Source organism: Kocuria oceani, from assembly GCF_029524215.1.
Taxonomy (GTDB): domain Bacteria; phylum Actinomycetota; class Actinomycetes; order Actinomycetales; family Micrococcaceae; genus Kocuria; species Kocuria oceani.
On the sequence record NZ_JARAMH010000009.1, the window covers coordinates 138,141 to 161,647 of the forward strand.

Below are 23,507 nucleotides of genomic sequence, written 5' to 3' on the forward strand. Positions count from 1 at the left end.
GTCGGGACGTGCGGACCTGGGTCCGCGGGGGCCCCGCTCCGCCGTCGGCCCCCGCCCCGCCCTGCGCCCCGGCCTCCCGGCGAACCGGTCCGTGCACCGGGCCGTACCGCGCCGACCGAGCCGCGTCATCCGCATCGAAGGAGATCCCATGACCACCCCCGTCCTCGCTCCCGCCGCCGACGCCCCGGGGGAGGCGGCGGCGGGCACCGGCCCGCTCGCCGAGGCCCAGGCCCAGCTGGCCGCGGCCGTGCGCACCCTCGGCTACGAGACCGGGCTGCACGCCCTGCTGGCCCGGCCGCGCCGGGAGATGACCGTGTCCATCCCGCTGCGCCGTGACGACGGGAGCGTGGAGGTGCTGACCGGCCACCGGGTGCAGCACAACTTCTCCCGCGGCCCCGCCAAGGGCGGGCTGCGCTTCTCCCCGGCCGTGGACCTGGACGAGGTGCGGGCCCTGGCGATGTGGATGACCTGGAAGTGCGCGCTCCTGGACGTGCCCTACGGCGGGGCCAAGGGCGGGATCACGATCGACCCCCGCCGCTACTCCCGAAGCGAGCTGGAGCGGGTCACCCGCCGCTACACCTCCGAGATCCTGCCGATCATCGGCCCCGAGCGGGACATCCCCGCCCCCGACATCGGCACCGACGAGCAGACCATGGCCTGGATGATGGACACCTACTCCGTGTCCGTGGGCTACACCGTGCCCGGGGTGGTCACCGGCAAGCCGGTGTCCGTGGGCGGGTCCCTGGGCCGCTCCGCGGCGACCTCCCGCGGCGTGGTGCACATCGCCCTGGCCGCCCTGGCCCACCGGGGGATCGCCCCGGCCGGGGCCACCGCCGCGGTGCAGGGCTTCGGCAAGGTCGGTGCCGGGGCCGCCCTGTTCCTCGCCGAGGCCGGGGTGGAGGTCGTCGCGGCCTCGGACCAGTACGGGGCGGTCCACCGCGCCGGCGGGCTGGACGTGCCCGCGCTGCAGCAGCACGTGGCCGCGACCGGCTCCGTGGTCGGCTTCGGGGGCGCGGACCCGCTCCCGGCCGAGCGGCTGCTGGGGCTGGACGTGGACCTGCTGGTGCCGGCCGCCGTGGAGGGCGTGCTGCACGCCGGCAACGCGGCCGAGGTGGCCGCGTCGGTCGTGGTGGAGGGGGCCAACGGGCCGACCACGGCCGCGGCCGACGAGATCCTGGCCGCCAACGGCGTGCTGGTGGTCCCGGACATCCTCGCCAACGCCGGCGGGGTGATCGTCTCGTACTTCGAGTGGGTGCAGTCCAACCAGGCCTACTGGTGGTCCGCGGCCGAGGTCGACGCCCGCCTGGAGGCCCGGATGCTCGCGGCCTGGGGCAAGGTGCTCGAGGTCGCCGGCGAGCGCGGACTGAGCCTGCGCGAGGCCGCCACCGTCACGGCGGTCCAGCGGGTCGCCGACGCCCACCTCACCCGCGGCCTCTACCCCTGATCGGCGGCGCCGCCGAGCCGGCGGCACCGCCCAGCGGCGCCGCCGGCCGGACGGTGAGCAGGGTGCGGGCGGGGGCCCGGCCCCGCGCGCGGGGAATGCCCCGCCCCCGCGGTGCCCTCCGCGGGAGCGGGCACCGCGGTCCGCGCCACGCCCTCGGCTTAAGCACAGCCGTTCCCCTGCTTCCACGATGCCTGCGTTGCTACCCTTGAGGGACATCACGCACAGCAGTGCCAGGGAAGGACCGACACATGGCCGGCGGGAACCCGCTCCTCCGCGATTTCACCAAGCAGGGCGCAGGCAGCGCCCAGCAGTCCCACGGGACCCAGTACGGGCAGAGCTCCTACGGGACCCCCTACCAGCAGCCCGGATACGGCCAGGCCGGATACGGTCAGACCGGCCCGTACTCCGCCGACCGGCTGGACTCGATGTACAACGCTCCGGCGGCGGGCACCAACCAGACCGGCCGGATGACCTACGACGACGTCATCATGCGCACCGCCACGGTGCTCGGCGCCGTGGTGGTCGGTGCGCTGGCCGGCTGGATCATGCCCGTGCTGACCCTGCCGGGCGCCCTGATCGGGTTCGTCCTGGCCATGGTCAACGTCTTCAAGCGCCAGCCCTCGCCGGCGCTGATCCTGGCCTACGGCCTGTTCGAGGGCATGTTCCTCGGCGGCATCTCGAGAATGTTCGAGAGCATGTACCCGGGCATCGCGGTCCAGGCCGTGATCGGCACCCTCGCGGTGTTCGGCTCCGTGCTCGTGCTCTTCCGCTCGGGCAAGCTGCGCGCCTCCGCACGGGCGACCAAGATCTTCATGGTCGCCCTCATGGCCTACGTCGTGTTCGCCCTGGTCAACCTGGGTGCCGTCCTGCTGTTCGGCTTCAACATCCGCACGGACAGCCCCCTGGGCCCGTGGCTGGGCCTGGCCATCGGCGCGATCGCCATCCTGCTGGCGGCCTACAGCTTCGTGCTCGACTTCGAGAACATCAAGCGCGGTGTCGAGGTCGGCGTCCCGGAGAAGATGGCCTGGTCCGCGGCCTTCGGCCTGACCGTCACCCTCGTGTGGCTCTACATCGAGATCCTGCGCATCCTGGCGATCATCCGGGAGATGACCTCCAACTAGGTCCTCGTTCCCAGGTTCCGCCACCGGCGACGGCCCGGTCCCCTCACGGGGCCGGGCCGTCGCCGTGTCCGCTGTCCCGCCCCCGGGGCGGGCGGTGGCCTCAGTGGTAGGTGATCCGCGGACCGGGCGCGGGAAGGGTGGCCGCGTGCGCCGCGGCGGCCCCCCGCGGCGGACGCCCCACGAACAGCCAGCCGAGCACCTTCTCGTCGGAGCCCAGCCCGTAGAAGGCGCGCAGCGCGTCCTCGTCCGCGCCGTCACGGGGCGCCCAGGCGGTGGCCCAGCCCGCGCCCCAGAAGGCGGCCTCGAGCAGCGGGCGGGCCCCGTGCGCGGCGGCGAGCTGCTCCTTGCGCGGCGCCCCGAGGGCGTCGTCGGGGCTGAACACCAGCGCGCACCCCAGCCCCCCGGTGCTCGCCCACTGCAGCGACCCCCGGAACGTCGCCAGCCGCCGCAGCTGCTTGCCCTTGAGCCGGGGGAACGGCGTGCTCATGGTGGGCACCCGGCGCATGCCCGCGGCCGCCGCCGCCAGCTCGGGCGCGGAGCGGCGCGTGGTCACGGCCACCCGCCAGCTGAGCCCGGGGTCCGCGGCGGCCGGGCCGGCGGCCGCGCGGAGCACGGCCTCCAGCTCCTCCCGCGGCGGGGCATCCGGGGTCAGGGCGGAGGCGGGACGCCGCTGGGCGAGGATCCGGAGGAACGCACGTGACATGGCGCCAGTCTGTCACCGCGGGCGCCCCGGCGGCGGTTTCCGCGACAGCCGCGTCGGCCGTCCCCGGCAGAGGCGCTCCCGTCCGGTCCGCACCCGGAGGAACCGGGTGCCGGTGTCGGCCCCGCGTCACCTGCCGGTCGTCCGGCCGTGGAAGGATGATGCCATGCCTTCCACTGCGCACGACGCCGAGCGTCCCCCGCTCCCGGGGCCCGGCAACGAGCTCCCGCCGTTGCACGGCAACGCCGCCGGGGGTGTGGCGGTCTCGGTGCGCGTCGCCGCCGCCTGGTCGTGGCGGCTGCTCATCATCCTCGCGGCCGTGGGCCTGTTCGGCTACATGCTCTCCACGATCACGGTGGTCATCATCCCCGTGCTCATCGCGGGGCTGCTCGCCGGCCTGCTGTTCCCCCTGGTGAAGGGGATGCGGGCCCATCACGTGCCCGCCGGTCTGGCCTCGGGCCTCACCGTCCTGGGCTTCATCGGCCTCGTGGTGGGCCTGCTCGTGCTGGCCGGGCGGCAGATCGTGCTCGGCTTCGCCCAGCTGTCCGAGAACGTGGTGGTCGGCACCCAGCAGCTGCTGGGCTGGCTCGAGGACGGGCCCCTGAACCTCAGCGCGGACAGCGTGAACGACTGGATCGACGAGCTCGGCACCACGGTGCAGGACAACAGCCAGGCCATCCTGAACGGGGCCATGTCCTTCGGCTCCACGGCCGGCAACGTCCTGACCGGCATCATCATCATGCTGTTCACGCTGCTCTTCTTCCTCATGGACGGGGAGCGGATCTGGCTCTTCCTGGTCCGGCTGTTCCCGGTCAGCGCCCGGCGCGCCGTCAACGGCGCCGGGCGGCGGGGCTGGCACTCGCTCGTGCAGTACGCCCGGATCCAGGGCTTCGTGGCGTTCGTGGACGCCGTGGGCATCGGCCTGAGCGCCTTCTTCCTCGGCGTGCCCCTGGCCCTGCCCATCGGCATCCTCGTCTTCCTCGGCTCCTTCATCCCGATCGTGGGCGCGGTGCTGACCGGCGCGGTCGCCGTGCTCGTCGCCCTCGTGGCCAACGGCTTCGGCACCGCCCTGGCCATGCTCGCGTTCGTCCTCCTGGTGCAGCAGATCGAGTCCAACGTCCTGCAGCCCCTCGTCATGGGCCGGGCCGTGTCCCTGCACCCGCTGGCCGTGTTCCTCGCCGTGGCCTCCGGCACGATCCTCTTCGGCATCGCCGGCGCCCTGTTCGCGGTGCCCGTGATGGCCTTCCTCAACACGGTGGTGCGCTACCTCGTGGGCGGGACCTGGAAGGGGGACGACGAGATCCCGTGGGAGCCCTACTACTTCCCCTGGGAGATCAAGAAGCACGCCAGCCGCAACGAGCTGACCCGGGACCAGATCATGGCCCAGCTCCAGCGCTTCCGCCGGACCCGGGCCCAGGAGCGCCTCCAGGCCGCACTCAAGCGCGGGCGCAAGGCCGACCGCACCCGGACCGCGGCCGGGGGCGCCGGACGGCCGGGCGGCGGACGGCCGGATGGCGGCGAGCGGCCGGAGCAGGCCGGCGCCGGCACCGGGGAGGCCCCCGGGCGGTCTCCGGACACCGACTAGGATGGGGACCGCGCCCGCCGCCGGCGGGCGCGAGCCGTGCCCCGCCCCCGGGTCCCGCGCACGCACCGACAAGGAAGACCCACCGTGAGCCTGGCCGCCCTGCCCGTCCGCCTCGCCGACATCGAGGACGCCGCCGCACTGCTCGACGGGGTGATCGACCGGACGCCGGTGGCCCACTCGCGGGCCCTCTCCCGCCTGGTCGGCACCGAGGTCAACCTCAAGGCCGAGAACCTCCAGCGCGCGGGCTCCTTCAAGGTCCGCGGCGCCTACGTGCGGATGGCCAAGCTCACCGCCGAGGAGAAGGCACGCGGGGTGGTGGCCGCCTCCGCCGGCAACCACGCCCAGGGAGTCGCCCTCGCCGCCGACCGGCTGGGGATCACCGCCCGCATCTACATGCCCATGGGTGCGGCCCTGCCCAAGGTCGCCGCGACCCGGGACCACGGCGCGGAGGTCGTGCTGCACGGCGACGCCGTGGACGAGGCGCTCGCCGAGGCGCAGCGCCACGCCGAGCGGACCGGGGCGGTCTTCGTCCACCCCTTCGACCACACGGACATCGTGGCCGGCCAGGGCACCCTGGGCCTGGAGCTCCTCGACCAGATCCCCGACGTCGACACCGTGATCACCGGTGTGGGCGGCGGCGGGCTGCTCGCCGGGGTGGCCGTGGCCGTCAAGGCCCGCGCGGAGCAGCTGGGCCGGCCGATCCGGCTGATCGGCGTGCAGGCGGAGAACGCCGCCGCCTATCCGCCGTCCCTCGCCGGGGACGCCCTGGTGACTCTCGAGCGCGTCTCGACCATCGCCGACGGCATCGCCGTGGGGAAGCCGGGCCAGCTGCCCTTCAGCATCATCAAGGAGCTCGTCGACGACGTCGTGACGGTCTCCGAGGACTCCCTCGCCCAGGCGCTGATCTTCCTGCTGGAGCGCAACAAGCTCGTGGTGGAGCCCGCCGGCGCCGTGGGGGTCGCCGCCCTGCTGGACGGCCGGCTGCAGGAGCGGTACCCGGACCTGGGCAGCACCGCGGTGGTGCTCTCCGGCGGCAACATCGACCCCATGCTCATGCTCAAGGTCATCCAGCGCGGCCTCTCCGCCGCCGGGCGGTACATGACGATCAAGATGATGCTCACCGACCGGCCGGGCGAGCTGGCGCTGATCTCTAAGGTCATCGCCGTGCAGGACGCCAACGTCACCGGCGTGGACCACACCCGCATCGGCGGCGCGCTCAGCATGGGCGACGTCTCCATCACGATCGACATGGAGACCAAGGGCCACGAGCACTGCCGCCAGGTCCTCCGGGCGCTCGAGGCCGAGGGGTTCCACCCCGTCGTCGTGCACTGAGCGCCCCGCCGGTGCGCGCCGCGCCCGGCACGGCAACGGCGCCGGCCCCCGTGGGGACCGGCGCCGCTGCCGTGCGCGCGGGCGGCGACGTCAGGAGCGACGCCGCCCGGTGAGGTAGGTGGCGAAGCCGCTGACGAACGTCGCGAACACGAAGACGTTGCGCAGGCTGCCGGGGGCGCTCGCCGCCGGATCGCCCTGGCCGGCGAAGTGCAGGACCACGGCGACGACGCCGAGCACCACGGTGAGCACCATGAGGGCCCGGGTGCCGGGCCCGGGGCTGCGCAGCCAGTGGGTCGTCACGGCACGCTCAGCCCTGGAACGGCTTGGCGTCCAGGATCTTGACCGGGATCTGCTTGCCGTTGGGCGCGGTGTAGGACAGCTCGTCGCCGACCTGGTGACCGGAGATGGCCGAGCCCATCGGGGACTTCTCGGAGAACACCTCCAGGTCGCTGCCGGCGGCCAGGTCCTCGGCCACCTCGCGGGAGCCGATCAGGAAGGTCATCGGCTCCCCGGCGATCTCCGCGGTGACGACCATGCCGGCCTCCACGATCCCGTCGTCCGCGGGGGCCTCGCCGACCTGGGCGTTCTCGAGCAGGCCCTTGAGGTGGGCGATGCGGCCCTCGTTCTTGCCCTGCTCCTCGCGGGCGGCGTGGTAGCCGCCGTTCTCCTTGAGGTCGCCCTCCGAGCGGGCCTGGTCGATGCGCTCCACGATCTCGTGCCGGTACGGCCCGGAGATGTAGTCGAGCTCCTTCTTCAGACGGTCGTAGGCCTCCTGGGTCAGCCAGGCGCCCTGGTTGCTGGTCTTGGTCACATTCTCTCCTCGGTGGACGGACGGCCGGACCGCCGGAGCCCGCCCGGGGCGTCCCGGGCGGCGGCGGACCGGAGCGACGGCGCGGGCGCCGTCGTCGGTGCGGGGATCCGCATAACGCAAAGTCCCCGCCCCGGTGCCGGGCCGTCCGTGCGGACGGTGCCCGGTGGCCGGGGACGGGGAGTCCTGACCTCCCAGTCTAGGCGGGGCCGGGGGAAGGCCCAAAGCACGGTGAGGTTTACGACACGTCCGTGCCGTCCTCGACCCAGCAGGAGTCGACGACCGCGGTGGTGGCCAGGTTCGTGGTGCGCACGGAGGCGCGGTGGGTGCTCGTCCCGCCGTCGCCCAGCTGCTCCTCGGGCACCGCCCCGACGGTCACCTCCGCCCAGCCCACCACGGCGTACTCCTCGTTCAGGGCGCTGACCGCGCAGGTCACCACGTCGCCGGGACGCTTGGTGAGGTCGAAGTCCGCCGTCACCCGCGCCTCGGAGACGACCTGGAAGCCGATGTCCTTGAACGTGGGCGCCGCGCCCCGGGCGGTGACCACCCACACGATGAACACGGCCGCGAGGAGGGTCGCCAGCACCAGCAGGCCCAGCCAGCCGCGCGGGCCGAGCCGGCGGGCACGGGCGGGGCGTCCGTAGCGGTCGCGGAGCAGTGCGGGGGAGTCGGTGGACACGGCGGCCTCGGGTCTCGGCAACGGGGAAGGCGGCGCCGGGCCCGGCGACCGCCCGTCCACTGTAGCCGAGCCCGCTGGGAGCATCCCGGGCACGCCGCGGCCCCGCGGACGCGTAAAATGGAGGGCGGCCCGTGCCCGCAGCGGCCGTGCCGCACCACCCCCGACCGATCCCGAGAGGACCTCCCGAGTGACCTCCCTGTCCCAGATGCGCCTGCTGGCCGTCCACGCCCACCCCGACGACGAGTCGAGCAAGGGTGCCGCGACCATGGCCCACTACGTCCGGCAGGGGGTCGAGGTCATGGTGGCCACGTGCACCGGAGGGGAGCGCGGTTCGATCCTCAACGGGGAGATGGAGGGCCACCCCTACGCCGAGCGGGACCTGACCGGCCTGCGCCGGCTGGAGATGGCCCAGGCCGCCGCCGCGCTGGAGATCCAGCACCGGTGGCTGGGCTTCATGGACTCGGGCCTGCCCGAGGGCGACCCGCTGCCGCCGCTGCCGTGGGGCTGCTTCGCCCTGCAGCCGCTGGAGCGGGCCGCCGCGCCGCTGGTGCGGCTCGTGCGCGAGTTCCGCCCGCACGTGATCCTCACGTACGACGAGAACGGCGGGTATCCGCACCCCGACCACATCCAGACCCACAACGTCTCGGTCGAGGCGTTCCGCGCCGCCGGCGACCCCGACCGGTACCCGGGCCTCGGCGAGCCCTGGACGCCGCTGAAGCTCTACTACGACCGGGCCTTCAACCTCGAGCGCTTCGTCGCCCTGCACGAGGCCCTCGAGCAGCGCGGCCTGCAGTCGCCGTACGCGGAGCGGATCGCGGCCTGGCAGGAGACCGACCCGGAGGGCCACCGCCCGCCCGCCCCCCGGCACGAGACCACCACCAAGATCCAGTGCCCGGACGCCTTCGTGCGCCGGGACGAGGCGCTGCGCAGCCACCGCACCCAGGTGGCCCCGGACGGGATGTTCTTCGCCGTCTCCGCCGAGATGCAGGCCGAGGTGTGGCCGTGGGAGGACTACGTGCTGGCGGACTCGCGGGTGTCCACCGCACTGCCGGAGAACGACCTGTTCGCCGGGATCCTGGGCTGAACGAGGAGATGACCGCCGTGCTGAACGTGCTCGCCCTGCTCCCCGCGATGGCGCCCAACCCGATCGACGAGGGCACGCTGCGCCCCGGGCTGGACCCCAGCCAGGTGACCCCCGGGGTGGCCGGCTTCCTCATGTCCCTGGTGCTCGCGGTGGCCGTGATCCTGCTCGTGCTCGACTTCAACCGCCGCAACCGGCGGATGCGCTACCGCGCGGAGTACGCCGAGCGCCGCGCCGCCGAGGAGCAGGTGGGCGGCTACACCCGGGAGGCCCCCGACGCCCCGGCCGCCGGGGAGACCCCGGGCTCTGCGGCCGAGGACCCGGGAGGACCCGACCCGCGCGGCTGAGACCGGGGCCCCTTCCTCGGGGCCCCGCGCCGGACCCGAGACCCGAGGAGCGAACGTGCCCAACCGACTGACCGGACAGTCCTCCGCCTACCTGCGCCAGCACGCGGAGAACCCCGTGGCCTGGCAGCCCTTCGACGACGCCGCGTTCGCCGAGGCCGTCCGCCGCGACGTCCCGGTGTTCCTCTCGGTCGGCTACGCCGCCTGCCACTGGTGCCACGTGATGGCCCACGAGTCCTTCGAGGACCCGGAGGTCGGCGCCTACCTCGACGAGCACTTCGTGCCGGTCAAGGTGGACCGGGAGGAGCGCCCCGACGTGGACGCCGTCTACATGAGCGCCACCCAGCTGCTCACCCGCCAGGGCGGGTGGCCCATGAGCGTGTTCCTCACCCCGGACGGCCGGGCCTTCCACGCCGGCACCTACTTCCCGCCCCGCCCCGCCCACGGCATGCCGTCCTTCCGGCAGGTGCTCGAGGCGGTGACGGAGGCGTGGGCCACCCGCCGCGGCGAGCTGGAGCAGGCCGCGGACGCGGTCGCCCGCGCCGTCGCCGGACAGGCGGAGGACCTGCGCACCGCCCTGGCCGCCGGCGCGGTGCCCGTGCCGGCGGCCGGGGACGGCCCGGACCCGACCGCCGCGGCCCTCGAGGTGCTCCTGCAGGAGGAGGACCCGGTCCACGGCGGATTCGGCGGAGCCCCCAAGTTCCCGCCCTCCACCGTGCTGCCGCTGCTGGAGCGGATCGCGGCCGGGCCCGGCGGACCGGCCGCGGAGCAGGCCCGCGGCCTGCTGGGCCGCACCCTCGGCGCCATGCGGGTCTCCGCGCTCTTCGACCAGGTGGGCGGCGGCTTCTACCGCTACTCGGTGACCCGGGAGTGGTCCCTGCCGCACTACGAGAAGATGCTCTACGACAACGCCCAGCTGCTGCGCGCCTACGCGCGCGCCGCGGCCCGGGAGCCCGGCCGCGGCGACGAGCGCACGGCCGGGGCCACGGCCGCGTTCCTGCTGCGCGAGCTGCGCCTGCCCGGCGGGGCGTTCGCCTCCTCCCTGGACGCGGACAGCCCCTCCGCGGACGGGGACGTGCACAGCGGGGAGGGCGCCTTCTACGTGTGGACCCGCGCCGAGCTGGCCGCGGTGCTCGGCCCCGAGCGCGGCACGGCCGTGGCCGACCTCATGGGGGTGGCCGCCGGCCGCGCCCAGCCGCTGCACCCGGGGCGCGTCCTGGACGAGGAGGAGCAGGCCCTGTGGGACGCCGCGCGCCCCGAGCTCGCGGCGGCCCGGGCGGCCCGGCCCGCCCCGGCCCGGGACGACAAGGTCGTGGCCGGGTGGAACGGGCTGGCCGTCACGGCCCTCGCCGAGGCCGGCGTGCTGCTGGAGGACCCCGCGCTGCTGCTCGCGGCCGAGGAGGCCGCCGGGCACCTGTGGGAGGTGCACTGGGACGGCGGCCGCCGCCGGCTGGCGCGCACCAGCCACGCCGGCTCGGCGGAGCGCTCCATCGAGGGCCTGCTGGAGGACTACGCGCTGCTGGCCGAGGCGTTCCTGGCCCTGTACCGGGCCACCGGCGCCACGGCCTGGCTCCGGCGGGCCCGCACGCTCGCCGACGCGGCCGAGGAGCGCTTCTCGCACCCGGACCCGGACGGCGGGGAGCGGGCGCCGGGACGGATCTGGTCCGACCTCGCCGACGTCCCCGCCCCGCTGCTGGCCGCCGGCGGCTCGGGGCGCGCCCAGCCCCTCGACGACGTCACGCCCGCCGGCGCCGCCGTGCTCGCGGCGGTGCTCGTGGAGCTGTGGGCCCTGGACGAGGACGAGGCCCGCGCCCGGCTCGTCCCGTCCCTGCTCGGTCCGCTGCAGCTCCTGGCCCAGCGCTCGCCCCGCGCCGCGGGACGGGCCCTCACCGTGCAGGCCGAGCTGGGCTCCGCGCCGGCCCACGTGGTGCTCGCCGGAGGGACCGCCGAGGACAAGCTCGAGGCCCGCCGCGCCGTCGGGGCCGCCGCGGTGCTGGGCACCCACGTGATCGACGCCGACGCCCCCGGGGCGCCCGGCGCCGCACGCGGGAGGACGGCGCCGGGCGGGCGGTTCACGGTCTACGTGTGCCGGGACTTCGCCTGCCGCGCCCCGGTCCACACGGTCGCCGAGCTGCGCGAGGAGCTGGCGGCGGGGGACTGACTCAGCCGAGCATCGCGAGCATGATCGCCACGTAGTGCAGCCCGAAGCCGAGGACCGTGCAGGCGTGGAAGATCTCGTGGAAGCTGAACACCTCGGGCAGCAGCCGCGGGCGCTTGGTGCCGTAGAACACCGCGCCGGTGATGTAGGCGGCGCCGCCCGCCGCGGTGAGCACCGCCGCCGGCGGGCTGGTCTGCCAGAACTGGGGGAGGTAGACGACGGCGAGGCAGCCCATCACCACGTAGAGCGGGGTGTAGAGCCACCGGGGCGCGAGCGTCCACAGCAGCCGGAAGAGCACCAGCCCTGCGGCGCAGGCCCAGATCACGCTCAGCAGCACCCGGGACTGGTCCGGGGCCAGCAGTGCGACGGCCAGCGGGGTGTAGGTCCCCGCGATCAGCAGGGCGATGTTGGAGTGGTCCATCCGGCGCAGGACCATGTGCAGCCGGCGGGGCCAGTAGGCGCGGTGGTAGATCGCCGACACGCCGAACAGCAGGATCCCGGTGACCCCGTACACAGCGCACGCGATGCGCAGCTCCGTGGTCGGGGCGAGCATTATCGCCACGAGCCCCAGGGCGACGACGACGGGCGTGAAGCCGGCGTGGATCCAGCCCCGCCACGCGGGCTTGCGCTCCGCGAGGTCCTCGAGCCGGTGCTCGATCGCCTCCCCGAGCTCTGCGGCGGCGCGGGCCGGCCCCCCGTGCGAGTGCTCCATGGTGTTCCTTCCGGCGTGCGGCGGTGAATCCGGACGATCCTCCACCGGGTAGTTTAGGAGGCGTCCCCGGCCGCCGCCCGAGCCCGTGACCGCCGACACGGCCGGGCCCGCCGCCCCCGCCAGCTCCGGCGGCGCGCCAGGCACCCCGTTCAGCACGAGCACCAGCACCAGGACCCGCGGCCCCCGCCGCGGGCGAGACCTCGGGAGGACCCACAGATGCCCAAGCCACGGCCGCTCTACCGGTTCTACGAGCGCCGGCTCGCCGCCGACCTCGACCCGCGGCGGCTGCCCAAGCACGTCGGCGTGCTCGTGGACGGGAACCGGCGGTGGGCCAAGCAGTTCGGCGCCTCGACCGCGGACGGGCACAAGGCGGGGGCGCAGAAGATCGTGGAGTTCCTGGGCTGGTGCCGGGAGCTGGACATCGAGGTGGTCACCCTCTACATCCTCTCCACCGAGAACCTCAAGCGTCCGGCCGCGGAGCTGGAGCCCCTGCTCGAGATCATCTCGGACCTCATGGAGACCCTCTCCGAGACGGGCATCTGCCGGGTCCAGCCCGTGGGCGCCCTCGAGATGCTGCCGCCGCGGCTGGCCGCGTGCCTGGCCGACCTCACCGAGCGCACGGCGGACAACGCCGGCCCGCACCTGAACATCGCGGTGGGCTACGGCGGCCGGCAGGAGATCGTCGACGCCGTGCGGGAGGTCCTCACCGAGGCCCTCGACGCCGGCGCCGACGTCCGGGAGCTGGCCCAGGAGCTGTCGGTGGAGCACATCTCGGAGCACCTCTACACCCGCGGGCAGCCGGACCCGGACCTGCTCATCCGCACCTCGGGGGAGCAGCGGCTCTCCGGCTTCCTCATGTGGCAGTCCGCCTACAGCGAGTACTACTTCTGCGAGGCCCTGTGGCCGGACTTCCGGCGGGTGGACTTCCTGCGGGCGCTGCGCGACTACGCGTCCCGCCAGCGGCGCTTCGGCGGCTGAACCCCCGGGACGTCGCTGGCAATTTCCGCCTCGTTCACCGTTTCTGCTCGCGCGGCGGGTCCGGCCTGCGTACGTTGTCCTCAGGCGGGCGGCGCGGACGCCGACCGCCGGACAGAGGAGGAAGGGCCGCCATGAGCATCTCCAAGAACACGGAGCGCATCGTCGACATCTCCGCCCCGCTGGGCGCCGCCCAGCCGCGGACCGGGGTGCGCTCCTACGTGATCGACACCTCGGTGCTCCTGTCCGACCCACGGGCCGTCCTGCGCTTCGCCGAGCACGAGGTGGTGCTGCCGGTCGTGGTGATCACCGAGCTGGAGGGCAAGCGGCACGACCCCGAGCTGGGCTACTTCGCCCGGCAGGCCCTCCGCCTGCTCGACGACCTGCGGGTGGAGCACCACGGGCTGAACCGTCCCGTCCCGATCGGGGACCAGGGCGGAACCCTCGTGGTGGAGCTCAACCACGTCTCGGACACCGTGCTGCCCGTGAGCTTCCGGCTCAAGGACAACGACTCCCTGATCCTGGCGGTGGCCCTGAGCCTCTCCAACGACGGCCGGGACGTGTGCATCGTGTCCAAGGACCTCCCGATGCGGGTGAAGGCCTCCGCCCTGGGCCTGGAGGCCGAGGAGTACCGGGCGGAGTGGGTGGGCTCGGACGTCGAGTGGTCCGGCACCGCGTCCGTGGACGTGCCCGACGACGTCGTGGACCGGCTCTACACCGGTGAGGCCGTCGTGGTCCCGGGCACGGAGGGCCTGCCGGCCAACACGGGCCTGACCCTGCACTCGACCCGCGGCAGCGCCCTGGCGCGGATCCGTGCGGACGGTGCGGCCCGGGTGGTGCGCGGGGACCGGGACGTCTTCGGCGTCAACGGCCGCTCCGCCGAGCAGCGGCTGGCCATCGACCTGCTGCTCGACCCCGAGGTCGGCATCGTCTCCCTCGGCGGCCGGGCCGGCACCGGCAAGTCCGCCCTGGCGCTGTGCGCGGGCCTGGAGACGGTCATGGAGCGCCGCGAGCACCGCAAGGTCATGGTGTTCCGCCCGCTCTACGCGGTGGGCGGCCAGGAGCTGGGCTACCTGCCCGGCTCCGAGGAGGAGAAGATGAACCCGTGGGGCCAGGCCGTCTTCGACACCCTCGGGGCGCTGGTCTCCCCGGAGGTCGTCGAGGAGGTGCTCGACCGCGGGATGCTCGAGGTGCTGCCCCTGACCCACATCCGAGGCCGCTCCCTGCACGACGCCTTCGTGATCGTGGACGAGGCCCAGTCCCTCGAGAAGAACGTGCTCCTGACGGTGCTCTCCCGCATCGGCCAGGGCTCCAAGGTGATCATGACCCACGACGTCGCCCAGCGCGACAACCTGCGGGTGGGCCGCCACGACGGGGTCACCGCGGTGGTCGAGGCGCTCAAGGGCCACCCGCTGTTCGGCCACGTCACCCTCACCCGCTCGGAGCGCTCGCCTATCGCGGCGCTGGTGACGGAGGTGCTGGGCGACCTGGAGCCCTGAGGCCGGCCCTGGCCGGTCGGCTCAGGGGCCGACCGGCCAGGGCAGGTGCCGGCTCACGTCGGTGAGGTCCAGCCGCACGGAGGTGAAGAGGTCGTCGATGAAGTAGTCGTCGACGGCCTCGATCCTCAGGTCGTGGCCGGTGCCCGCGAGGGGCCCCTCGAGGACCTCCGAGCGCACGCACACGCCCGTCCGCTCGTCGAGCAGCACCCGGGTGCGGGCCGGGGCGAGCGGATGGCCCGGCGTGCTCGGCGTGTAGGCGGAGCCCGGGGACACCACCGCGCCGCGCACCGCCCGCCCGTGGTGGACGCCCGTGAAGACCTCCTCGACGGTGCACGGGCGCCGCTCCGGCAGATAGGGCGGCACGGGGGCGCTGCCGGCGAGCTCGACCGGGTCGAGGATGGCCTGCCAGCGGCCGCCGCCGAAGACGGGGTCCCCGTAGGCGGCCTCCGGCCGGCGCTCCACCAGGCCGGAGTCGGTGAAGACCGGGGTCACGAGGGACGGCGCGAGCAGCCAGGACGACGAGGTGGAGGCCACGTAGAAGTCGTCGCGCGAGCGCTCCAGCGAGGTGGCCGTGTAGAGGGGGACCCCGTCCAGGGTCTCCACGCGCAGCTCCGACGGACGGCGCACCCACGCCCGCACCGGCTCGCGCGGTGCCTGGTCCGGTGGTGCGAGCCAGGACAGCCCGAAGCGCAGGGTGTCCCAGCGCCACGGCGAGGACCGGCACAGCGCGGCGAACTCGTCCGGATCGGTGGGCGCGGGGGCGGGGGAGCGGGGCATGGCCCCAGTCTAGGGAGGCCGGCATCGGCCCACAGGGCCCGGGCCCGCCGGCCGGCCCGGCGGCTACGATGCCCGGTGTGAGCGCCTTCCTGACCGACCAGTTCGCCCGCGGGGACGCCGCGGGCTGGGCCGCCGGGGCGCTCGCGGCGGCCGGCCTGCTGGTGCTGGCCGGCGGGTGCGCGTGGCTGTGGCGCACGGACGTGCGCGAGCACCTGCTGCCCGGCCGGGTGGTGCGCCCGCTCTATCCCGTGTGCGGCGGGCTGCTGGGCGCCGCGGCGCTCGTGGCCGGGGAGCCGGTGCGGCTGCTGTGGATGCTGTGGGGCCTGGCGGTGATGGGCGGGATCTACGTCCTGCTCCGCCTGCTGCAACCCGCCGGGATGGGGATGGGCGACGTCCGGCTGTCCGGGCTGCTGGGCATGTGCCTGGGCTTCGCCTCGGTGTGGCACGCGGTGCTCGGCGCGGCGGCCGGGTTCGTGCTCGGCGGTCTGGCCGGGGCCCTGCTGGTGGTCGCGGGCCGGGCCGGGGCCCGGACCCGCGTGGCCTTCGGCCCGGCGATGATCAGCGGTGCCCTCGGGGTGCTGCTGCTGCTCTGAGCGCCCCGGCCGGCCCGTGCCGCGCGATCCGTGCCGCGCCGGCCCGCGGGCGCCTGCCAGAATGGGCCGGGACCCCCGGCCCCCGGGCCGACCACCGCCGGACAAGGAGCGCCCATGCCCGTCCCCGAGTTCGTCCTCTCCCTGCGCGAGAAGATCGGCCACGACCTGCTCTGGCTGCCCGCGGTCACCGCCGTCGTCCTGCGCGACGACGGCCGGGTGCTGCTGGCCCGGCGCAGCGACAACGGCAACTGGGGGCTGGTCAGCGGGATCGTGGAACCCGGCGAGGAGCCGGCGGTCACGGCGGTGCGGGAGTGCCTGGAGGAGACCGGCGTCGTCGCCGTCGTGGAGGACCTCGTGGCGATCAAGGCCGGCGAGCCGGTGCAGTACCCCAACGGGGACCGGTGCCAGTTCCTCGACCACACCTTCCGCTGCCGCTGGGTCTCCGGGGAGGCCCGGGTCAACGACGACGAGTCCCTCGAGGTCGGCTGGTACCACCCGGCCGACACCCCGGAACTCCCGCCGCACCAGCGGGCGCGTCTCGACGCGGCCCTGGCCCACGACGGCCGGGCGCGCTTCGTGGTCTGAGCCGGCGGCCGCTCCCGGTCCGGACCGGGAGCGGCCGACGCCGCGGGGGAACGACGCACAAGAAACACAGCGTGCTTACTTGTGGGCCGGTGCACACGTTCCTAGACTCGGAAGCGTCCGCACCCGCAGCACCGACGAGCAAGGAGGAGCAACATGGCCACAGGAGAGACCGGTTTCGACGACGTCACCTACGACCTGGTGTCCGTGCAGTACCACGCGCTCAAAGCAGGTCACGACTACGGCCAGTACGTGCGGGACGCCCGCAACGCCGGCCGCGACGACATCGCCGACTTCTTCGAGAAGGTGATGTCCGAGGACTCCGCACGGGCCCAGCAGTGCCACGAGTTCATCAAGGAGCTCTCCAAGTCCGGCGAGTCCGGCCCCGCCGTGACCTCCTGATCCGGAGCACCGGTCCGGGGTGGGAGCCGCCGGACGACGAAAAGGGGGTCGCCCCCGCACCGGGACCGTGTCCGGTGCGGGGGCGACCCCCTTCCGCGCGCCTGCCTCGCGCCGGGTCAGTCGTTGGTGCCCGTCATCGTGGTGACGTCCAGCGCGCGGTCCAGCTCCTCCTCGGTGAGCTGCCCGTTCTCGACGTAGCCCAGGGCGAGAGTCGCCTCGCGCACCGTCATCTTGTTCGCCACGGCGTGCTTGGCGATCTTCGCGGCGGCCTCGTAGCCGATGGCCTTGTTCAGCGGGGTCACGATGGAGGGGGAGGCCTCGGCCAGGAACCGGCAGCGCTCCACGTTCGCCTCGAGCCCGTCGATCATCTTCTCCGCCATGACCCGCGAGGAGTTGGCGAGCAGCCGGATCGACTCCAGCAGGGCGGAAGCCATGACCGGGATGCCCACGTTGAGTTCGAAGGCTCCGTTGGTGGAGGACAGGGACACCGTGGTGTCGTTGCCGATCACCTGGGCGCAGACCTGGATCGTGGACTCGCAGATCACCGGGTTCACCTTGCCCGGCATGATCGAGGAGCCCGGCTGCAGGTCGGGGATGAGGATCTCGCCCAGGCCGGTGTTGGGGCCGGAGCCCATCCAGCGCAGGTCGTTGTTGATCTTCATGTAGCTGTAGGCCACGGTGCGCAGCTGCCCCGAGGCCTCGACGAGGCCGTCCCGGTTGGCCTGGGCCTCGAAGTGGTTGCGCGCCTCCGTGATCGGCAGTCCGGTCTCCTCGGCCAGCAGCTCGATCACGCGGGCGGAGAACCCGGCGGGGGTGTTGATGCCGGTGCCCACGGCGGTCCCGCCCAGGGGCACCTCGGCCACGCGGGGCAGGGCGGCCTGGACGCGCTCGATGCCGTAGCGCACCTGGGCGGCGTATCCGCCGAACTCCTGGCCCAGGGTCACCGGGGTGGCGTCCATCAGGTGCGTGCGCCCCGACTTCACGACGTCCCGGAACTCGGCGGCCTTGCGCTCGAGGGACTCGGCGAGCTGCGTCATGGCGGGGACCAGGTCGTTGACCAGGGCGCCCGTGACGGCCACGTGCACGGAGGTCGGGAAGACGTCGTTGGAGGACTGGGAGGCGTTGACGTGGTCGTTGGGATGGACCTCGACGCCCTTGCCCTCCAGCGCCCGGCTGGCCAGGGTGGCCAGGACCTCGTTGGTGTTCATGTTGGAGGACGTCCCGGAGCCGGTCTGGAACACGTCGATCGGGAAGTGCTCGTCGTACCGGCCCGTGGCGACCTGGTCCGCGGCCTCGGCGATCGCGCGGGCGCGCTCGTCGTCGAGCACCCCCAGCTCCGCGTTCGCCAGGGCGGCGGCCTTCTTGATCTGCGCCAGCGCGACGATGTGCTGGGGCTCGAGGGTTCTGCCGGAGATGGGGAAGTTCTCGACGGCGCGCTGAGTCTGGGCGCGGTACAGGGCCTGTGCGGGCACCCGCACCTCGCCCATGGTGTCGTGCTCGATGCGGTACTCGGTGGACGCTGCCGTGCTGTTTGCCGTGGTGTCTGTGGTGGTGTTCGCCATGGCGTCAGTCTAGGTCAGCCCGAGGTGACGCCCGGCACGGTGACCCGCGGCGTCCGGGGTCCTCAGCGGGCCGGCAGCCAGGTCCCGTGGCCGTGCACGAGCTCGGCCTGCCCGTCCTCCAGGTGGTAGAAGACGCCCACCACGGCCACCTCGCCCTGCGAGACGGCCTCGTTGATGATCCGCGACTGCTCGAGCAGCCGGGAGGCCGTCTGCTTGGTGTGCTCGACCACGGCCGAGTTGACGTCGGGCTCCCCGTGCCGCCGGGCGTCGAGCACGGACGGCATGATCCGCTCGATGAGGTCCCGCTGGAAGCCGCGCGGCATGTCCCCGGAGTGCGCGGTCGCGTGCGTGGCGCTGACCGCCCCGCACGAGTCGTGGCCCAGGACCATGACCAGCGGGGTGCCCAGGTTGGCCACGGCGTACTCGATCGAGCCGAGCACGGCGTCGTCGATGACCTGCCCGGCGGTGCGGACCACGAAGGCGTCCCCGAGCCCGAGGTCGAAGATGATCTCGGCGGCCAGCCGGGAGTCCGAGCAGCCGAAGATCACCGCGAACGGGTCCTGTCCGCCCGCCACGGACTGCCGGCGGGAGGCGTCCTGGTTGGGGTGCAGGGACTCGCCGGCCACGAAGCGGGCGTTGCCCTCGCGCAGGCGCTGCCAGGCGGCGGCGGGGGTGCGGGGCGAGGAGTCGTCGGATCGGATCTCGGGGGTCATGGCTGCTCCGTGGGTGCGGGGTCGGAGACCTCGGCGAGTGCCGCGGTCACTGCGGTGGCGAGGTGGTCCAGCTCGGCGCCGGGCGCGTCGCCCTTGAGCACCACGGTGGAGCCGTCGACCTCGCCGGAGTAGACGGTCAGGGCGTCCCGGTCCCGGGACTCCTCCCGGACGTGGACGTCCCACTGCACGCCCCCGGCCTCGGCGGTCGCGGAGACGGGCACGGCCTCGGTCTGCTGCGCCAGCCACGTGGGGTTGGCCAGGGACGTCTGCACGAGGCCGATGAAGTTGCCCTGCGGGGTGGCCCAGCCGATCTCCCAGTAGGGCACGCCCTCCGCGGCCCCGGCGTCCCAGCGGGCGTAGTTGGCCGTCCAGTCCTCGCCCGGCTCGGGGACGACCGGCGGGAACGGGGCCTCCTCGGCCACGTAGTCCGCCTCCTGCGCCACGTCGACGTCGGGGCGGTACGGCTGGGCGTCCGGGCGCGGCTGGAGCCACACGAACGGCAGCACCAGCAGCAGCAGGACGGCCATCGAGATGATCATGCCCTGCACGGGGGCGTTGATCCGCCGCGCCTGCTTCTCCGTGATCTGGGGCAGGGGCGGCGTCCCGGGGCCGGGCGCGGCCGCACGGGGCGCGTCCGCGGGCGGCTCGGCGGAACGGTCGGGGGTCGGGGAACTCACGGGTCCATTGTGCCCTGTCCGGGAGGTCGCGGTCGCACCACCGGGCTGACTGTGAGCCGGCTCCCAGCGCGCGGACGGGCGGGCGATATGCTGGGCGGGACGCGGTCCGCGCCGCGGCCGATCCCGGCCCGGTGGCCCGCAGACCCGAAACTCGAAGGTGAGGAACATCGTGGCCCAGGAATCCCCCGGAACGACCAAGGCATCCAGCAACAACGTGGCCGACCGCAACCTGGCGATGGAGCTGGTGCGCACGACCGAGGCCGCGGCGATCGCCGGGGGCCAGTGGGTGGGCGCCGGCGACAAGAACGCCGCCGACGGGGCCGCGGTCGACGCCATGCGAGCCCTGCTCTCCACCGTGCACTTCAACGGCACCGTGGTCATCGGCGAGGGCGAGAAGGACGAGGCGCCCATGCTGTTCAACGGCGAGCAGGTGGGCGACGGCTCCGGGCCGGCCTCCGACGTCGCGGTGGACCCCATCGACGGCACCCGCCTCACGGCGCTGGGCATGAACAACGCCCTGGCCGTCATCGCGGTGGCCGACGGCGGGTCGATGTTCGACCCCTCGGCCGTGTTCTACATGGACAAGCTCGTGGTGGGCCCGGAGGCCGCGGACTTCGTGGACCTGCGCCTGCCGGTCAAGCAGAACCTGCACCTGGTGGCCAAGGCCAAGGGCATCCACGTCAACCAGCTCACCGTGTGCGTGCTGGACCGCCCCCGGCACCAGAAGCTCGTCGACGAGATCCGCGCGACCGGTGCCCGCACCCGGATGATCCTCGACGGGGACGTGGCCGGCGCGATCGCCGCGTGCCGCGAGGGCACCGGCGTGGACGTCATGATGGGCATCGGCGGCACCCCGGAGGGCATCGTCACCGCGTGCGCCGTCAAGGCCACCGGCGGGATCATCCAGGGCCGGCTCGCGCCGGTCGACGACGCGGAGCGGCAGAAGGCCGTCGACGCCGGGCTCGACGTCGACGCGGTGCTCTCCACGGACGACCTCGTCACCTCCGACAACTGCTTCTTCGCCGCCACGGGCATCACCGACGGCGACCTGCTGCGGGGCGTGCGCTACCGCGGCCGGCGGATCACCACCCAGTCCATCGTGATGCGCTCCCGCTCCGGGACCGTGCGCATGGTCGAGGCCGAGCACCTCGCCGCGAAGTGGGAGAAGTACGCCCGCCGCTGACCCCGGCGCCCCGGCCCGTCCGGCCGGCACAGGACCCCTCGGGCCGGCCACCGGCACGGGGGGTCCTCGCCGTCCCCGTCATGCCGTGTCCGGGGGCCGATGCGGCGACCGGCCGCCCTAGACTGGTGCCGAACTGCGGGCGCCGACCGCGGTCCCCCCACCGGGGCGGGGCGCCCGGGTGATGAGGAGGACTCCATCGTGAGCACCACGGTCAGCCCGTGCCCCAACCGCAAGACCTGGGACGCCACCGTCCGGGTGACCGGCGGCCACCCCCAGCAGCTGTGGGGGATCGGCCAGGCCCAGATCTCGGCCGAGGGCCCGGGCCTGCGGGTGGACCGGGTCATGGTCCACGACGCCGAGCAGCGCACCGTGGGCTACGCCCAGCTCCACCTGCGCTCGGAGGCCGAGCGCGTGGTCGCCGGCACGGTGCACGCCCACGTGCACCGGCCCCAGGACCTGCCGGTGGTCGCCGAGGCCCTGGCGCTCTGGGCCCGGGAGGAGCACGCGGCGGAGCTGCTGCGCTTCCAGCCCGACACGCTGCGCACGCCGGGCACGGCCGAGGCCCTGGCGGCCGCCGGCTTCGCGCGGCCGGCCACCGGCGGCGGCCCCGACGAGCCCCGCCGGCTGGAGGTCCCGCTGGGGGAGACCCAGCAGGACCTCTCCCGCCGGCTCTCCGAGGCGACCCTGGGCCGGTGCCGGGCGGCCCTGCGCACCCCCGGCGTGACCGTGCGCGAGGTCACCGCGCAGAGCCGGGCGCTGGCCAACATCGGGCTGCGCACCCGGCTCATCACGCAGCTGCTCGAGGACCTGGGGGACGACTCCCTGCTGCTCGTGGCCACCGAGGAGGGCGACGTCGGGGCCGAGACCGCCCTGGGCTACCTCTGGTTCGTGCACACGCGCGGGCTGGCGATGATCTACCGCCTGGGCTTCACCCGCCGGGGCCGCGATCTGGGCCTGGACGACGCCCTGCTGCTCACCGGGCTCGTGGAGCTGCAGAAGCGCCGCGTGCAGCGCCTCGACGGCGGGGACCCGGACGAGGCGGACGTGCCGCAGGTGGTCCGCGAGCTGGCCGGCACGGAACGGCCGGTGCTGGGTCCGTGGGAGAAGTCCCTGGGGCGCAGCCCGGCCGGGGAGTTCTCGGCGGAGGCGGCCGACGCCGTCGCGGCGCGCACCGGCACGGCCGTCGCCGCGGAGCTGGGCCTGGAGGCGCCCGCCCCGGCGCGGTCCTGGTCCCCGGGCGGCCCCGAGACGGCCGCCGCGCCCGCCGACGGCGACGGCGCGGGGGGCACCGGCCGCTCCCGGACCCGGCGGGCCCGGGCACTCACCCGGCGGGTGGTCGGGGAGGGGCTCTCCGCGCTGCGCGACGCGGCCGGGCGCTGACGCGGCCGCGCCGGCAGCCCGGCGACGGGCGCGGTCGCGGCGATGCCTCGGCGCTGCGTCGCCTCCGGGGCCTCGGTCCGGGGACCGGCGCGGCCTCCGCGCCGGCGGGCGTCGTGGCCGGAGGGCGCCCGCCGGCGGTGCGCCGTCCGTGCCGATCCGCTCAGGCGTCCCGGCGGTGGGCGAGGGCCGCGCGGAGCCGCCCGGGCACTCCCGGGAGCTCCCGGCGCGCCGAGGCGGCCGTCTCGCGGGCGGCGCGCAGGCCGGTGTAGGCCGCGTACCGGCTGCGGCCCACCGGCAGGTCCCAGGTCCCCGGGTAGGCCTCCGGGCGGCCGCCGAAGGACTTCTTGAACTTCGTGAAGCCGTGCCAGGCGTGCTCCGGGTCCGCGCCCTCGGGGGCCGTGCCGAACAGGTCGAAGCGGCGCAGGCCCTTCTGCCGGGCGTCCAGCACCATCCGCACGACCAGCGGGATGCCCGCGGAGAGCTTGCGGTGCTCGAAGTCCATCGCGGCGTGGGCGTAGGTGCGGGTGTCGTCGGAGTCGTAGACGAGCGAGGCGCCGATGGGCTGCCCGTCCAGCCGCGCCACGTACAGGACGGCCGCACCGAGCGGCATGAGCGTGCGCGCGGCCTCGCGCAGGTAGGCGTCCTGCTGCCGGGTGAAGTCCTTGCGCTCGGCGGTGGCGTCGAGGAAGCCCAGCAGGACGTCGACGTCCCCCGGGTCGGTGGACGCGGTGAACGTCACGCCCTTCTTGGCGATGTTGCGGTGCAGGTTGCGGTTGGTGGACTTCATGTCCTTGAGGATCGCGTCCTCGTCCTGCGTCAGGTCGATCACCTGGGTGTGCCCGGGCTGGACCTGGCGCGGCGCCGGGCGCAGACCGCGGCGGCGCAGCGAGGCCTCGGGGGTCTCCAGCCCGTCGGTCACGGCGGCGTCCACGGGCTCCACCCGGACGAACCAGCACCGCTCCTCCCGGGCCGTGCGCACGAGGTGCTCGAGCGCCTCCTCGAAGGCCTGGGGGGTGCCGGCCTCGGGGCCGTACGGGCAGTACAGGTAGCGGCCGAGCCTGCCGCCCTCGAGGACCGCGAGGTAGCGCCACCCGTCCCCGGAGGCCTGGAACACCCGGTGCCCCAGGTTCCGCTGGAAATCGGCCCATGCATTCGACTGAAGTATGTTCGCCACGCCCCCACTGTACCGGTGCGTCCAGG

The 23,507-nt window shown here is 74.4% G+C and carries 24 protein-coding genes; 14 read left to right on the forward strand and 10 right to left on the reverse strand.

Annotated elements, in window-relative coordinates; all coding sequences use genetic code 11:
* Window positions 1-148: 148 nt before the first annotated feature.
* Together PU704_RS11955 and PU704_RS11960 are read left to right on the forward strand one after the other, a co-directional pair.
* Window positions 149-1,444 carry a Glu/Leu/Phe/Val family dehydrogenase gene (locus PU704_RS11955; RefSeq protein ID WP_277551512.1) on the forward strand — a complete coding sequence of 432 codons (1,296 nt, stop codon included), beginning with the start codon at window positions 149-151 and terminating at the stop codon, window positions 1,442-1,444.
* 248 nt (window positions 1,445-1,692) lie between these two features.
* Entirely contained in the window at window positions 1,693-2,565 is an 873-nt protein-coding gene (locus PU704_RS11960; protein ID WP_047804065.1) for a Bax inhibitor-1/YccA family protein, read from the forward strand.
* Between the two features lie 100 nt (window positions 2,566-2,665).
* Here the strand turns inward: PU704_RS11960 and PU704_RS11965 are convergent, their stop codons facing one another.
* The gene (locus PU704_RS11965; RefSeq protein ID WP_053004976.1) at window positions 2,666-3,268 is read right to left on the reverse strand and encodes a nitroreductase family protein; all 603 of its coding nucleotides are present in this window, start codon (window positions 3,266-3,268) and stop codon (window positions 2,666-2,668) included.
* A gap of 163 nt (window positions 3,269-3,431) precedes the next feature.
* Between PU704_RS11965 and PU704_RS11970 the strand changes: the two genes are divergently transcribed.
* Window positions 3,432-4,850, forward strand: a complete 1,419-nt coding sequence (locus PU704_RS11970; protein WP_277551513.1) for an AI-2E family transporter — start codon at window positions 3,432-3,434, stop codon at window positions 4,848-4,850.
* An 84-nt stretch (window positions 4,851-4,934) separates the two neighbouring features.
* Entirely contained in the window at window positions 4,935-6,182 is a 1,248-nt protein-coding gene (gene ilvA, locus PU704_RS11975) for a threonine ammonia-lyase (protein WP_047804066.1), read from the forward strand.
* Window positions 6,183-6,272: 90 nt separating this feature from the next.
* Here the strand turns inward: ilvA and PU704_RS11980 are convergent, their stop codons facing one another.
* The 3 genes from PU704_RS11980 to PU704_RS11990 form a co-directional block, all read right to left on the reverse strand.
* On the reverse strand, window positions 6,273-6,482 hold the full coding sequence (locus tag PU704_RS11980) for a hypothetical protein (RefSeq protein WP_047804067.1): 210 nt from the start codon (window positions 6,480-6,482) through the stop codon (window positions 6,273-6,275).
* Window positions 6,483-6,489: 7 nt separating this feature from the next.
* Window positions 6,490-6,993: a transcription elongation factor GreA gene (gene greA / locus PU704_RS11985; protein ID WP_047804068.1), complete on the reverse strand. Its 504-nt coding sequence runs from the start codon at window positions 6,991-6,993 to the stop codon at window positions 6,490-6,492.
* Window positions 6,994-7,228: 235 nt separating this feature from the next.
* Entirely contained in the window at window positions 7,229-7,690 is a 462-nt protein-coding gene (locus PU704_RS11990) for a DUF4307 domain-containing protein (RefSeq protein WP_277551514.1), read from the reverse strand.
* A 184-nt stretch (window positions 7,691-7,874) separates the two neighbouring features.
* Here PU704_RS11990 and mca point away from each other — a divergent pair, with 184 nt between their 5' ends.
* The 3 genes from mca to PU704_RS12005 are packed head-to-tail and all read left to right on the forward strand — an operon-like array spanning window position 7,875 to window position 11,255.
* On the forward strand, window positions 7,875-8,753 hold the full coding sequence (gene mca, locus PU704_RS11995) for a mycothiol conjugate amidase Mca (protein ID WP_047804112.1): 879 nt from the start codon (window positions 7,875-7,877) through the stop codon (window positions 8,751-8,753).
* A gap of 8 nt (window positions 8,754-8,761) precedes the next feature.
* Window positions 8,762-9,097 carry a hypothetical protein gene (locus PU704_RS12000; protein ID WP_047804070.1) on the forward strand — a complete coding sequence of 112 codons (336 nt, stop codon included), beginning with the start codon at window positions 8,762-8,764 and terminating at the stop codon, window positions 9,095-9,097.
* 55 nt (window positions 9,098-9,152) lie between these two features.
* Window positions 9,153-11,255: a thioredoxin domain-containing protein gene (locus PU704_RS12005; protein ID WP_277551515.1), complete on the forward strand. Its 2,103-nt coding sequence runs from the start codon at window positions 9,153-9,155 to the stop codon at window positions 11,253-11,255.
* A gap of 1 nt (window position 11,256) precedes the next feature.
* On the opposite strand, the gene trhA is transcribed toward PU704_RS12005, so the two are convergent.
* On the reverse strand, window positions 11,257-11,964 hold the full coding sequence (trhA, locus tag PU704_RS12010; RefSeq protein ID WP_075872794.1) for a PAQR family membrane homeostasis protein TrhA: 708 nt from the start codon (window positions 11,962-11,964) through the stop codon (window positions 11,257-11,259).
* Between the two features lie 216 nt (window positions 11,965-12,180).
* Here trhA and PU704_RS12015 point away from each other — a divergent pair, with 216 nt between their 5' ends.
* The gene (locus PU704_RS12015; protein WP_075872793.1) at window positions 12,181-12,942 is read left to right on the forward strand and encodes an isoprenyl transferase; all 762 of its coding nucleotides are present in this window, start codon (window positions 12,181-12,183) and stop codon (window positions 12,940-12,942) included.
* A 131-nt stretch (window positions 12,943-13,073) separates the two neighbouring features.
* Window positions 13,074-14,438, forward strand: coding sequence for a PhoH family protein (locus PU704_RS12020; protein ID WP_082157451.1), 1,365 nt, complete (start codon window positions 13,074-13,076; stop codon window positions 14,436-14,438).
* A 21-nt stretch (window positions 14,439-14,459) separates the two neighbouring features.
* Here PU704_RS12020 and PU704_RS12025 read toward each other — a convergent pair whose 3' ends face one another.
* Complete coding sequence (locus PU704_RS12025) at window positions 14,460-15,215, reverse strand: hypothetical protein (protein ID WP_047804073.1); 756 nt, start codon at window positions 15,213-15,215, stop codon at window positions 14,460-14,462.
* Window positions 15,216-15,283: 68 nt separating this feature from the next.
* On the opposite strand from PU704_RS12025, the gene PU704_RS12030 reads away from it, so the two are divergent.
* The 3 genes from PU704_RS12030 to PU704_RS12040 all read left to right on the forward strand — a co-directional run bounded on the left by PU704_RS12030 (window position 15,284) and on the right by PU704_RS12040 (window position 16,792).
* Window positions 15,284-15,808, forward strand: a complete 525-nt coding sequence (locus PU704_RS12030; protein ID WP_277551516.1) for a prepilin peptidase — start codon at window positions 15,284-15,286, stop codon at window positions 15,806-15,808.
* 114 nt (window positions 15,809-15,922) lie between these two features.
* Window positions 15,923-16,393 (forward strand): NUDIX hydrolase, encoded by a 471-nt coding sequence (locus PU704_RS12035; protein WP_075872791.1) that lies wholly within the window; start codon window positions 15,923-15,925, stop codon window positions 16,391-16,393.
* Window positions 16,394-16,546: 153 nt separating this feature from the next.
* Window positions 16,547-16,792 carry a hypothetical protein gene (locus PU704_RS12040; RefSeq protein WP_047804076.1) on the forward strand — a complete coding sequence of 82 codons (246 nt, stop codon included), beginning with the start codon at window positions 16,547-16,549 and terminating at the stop codon, window positions 16,790-16,792.
* Window positions 16,793-16,908: 116 nt separating this feature from the next.
* On the opposite strand, the gene PU704_RS12045 is transcribed toward PU704_RS12040, so the two are convergent.
* From PU704_RS12045 to PU704_RS12055, 3 genes are all read right to left on the reverse strand, one after another.
* On the reverse strand, window positions 16,909-18,354 hold the full coding sequence (locus tag PU704_RS12045) for a class II fumarate hydratase (RefSeq protein ID WP_277551517.1): 1,446 nt from the start codon (window positions 18,352-18,354) through the stop codon (window positions 16,909-16,911).
* A gap of 62 nt (window positions 18,355-18,416) precedes the next feature.
* Entirely contained in the window at window positions 18,417-19,067 is a 651-nt protein-coding gene (locus tag PU704_RS12050; RefSeq protein ID WP_075872789.1) for a carbonic anhydrase, read from the reverse strand.
* Window positions 19,064-19,744, reverse strand: coding sequence for a DUF4245 domain-containing protein (locus tag PU704_RS12055; protein ID WP_277551518.1), 681 nt, complete (start codon window positions 19,742-19,744; stop codon window positions 19,064-19,066). Before PU704_RS12055 ends, PU704_RS12050 begins: the two co-directional genes overlap by 4 nt.
* A 235-nt stretch (window positions 19,745-19,979) precedes the next feature.
* Here PU704_RS12055 and glpX point away from each other — a divergent pair, with 235 nt between their 5' ends.
* Both glpX and PU704_RS12065 read left to right on the forward strand, forming a co-directional pair.
* Complete coding sequence (gene glpX, locus PU704_RS12060) at window positions 19,980-20,927, forward strand: class II fructose-bisphosphatase (protein WP_047804115.1); 948 nt, start codon at window positions 19,980-19,982, stop codon at window positions 20,925-20,927.
* Between the two features lie 198 nt (window positions 20,928-21,125).
* The gene (locus PU704_RS12065) at window positions 21,126-22,307 is read left to right on the forward strand and encodes a hypothetical protein (RefSeq protein WP_047804080.1); all 1,182 of its coding nucleotides are present in this window, start codon (window positions 21,126-21,128) and stop codon (window positions 22,305-22,307) included.
* Between the two features lie 160 nt (window positions 22,308-22,467).
* On the opposite strand, the gene PU704_RS12070 is transcribed toward PU704_RS12065, so the two are convergent.
* Window positions 22,468-23,481, reverse strand: coding sequence for a lipid II:glycine glycyltransferase FemX (locus PU704_RS12070; RefSeq protein ID WP_277551519.1), 1,014 nt, complete (start codon window positions 23,479-23,481; stop codon window positions 22,468-22,470).
* Window positions 23,482-23,507: the final 26 nt, after the last annotated feature.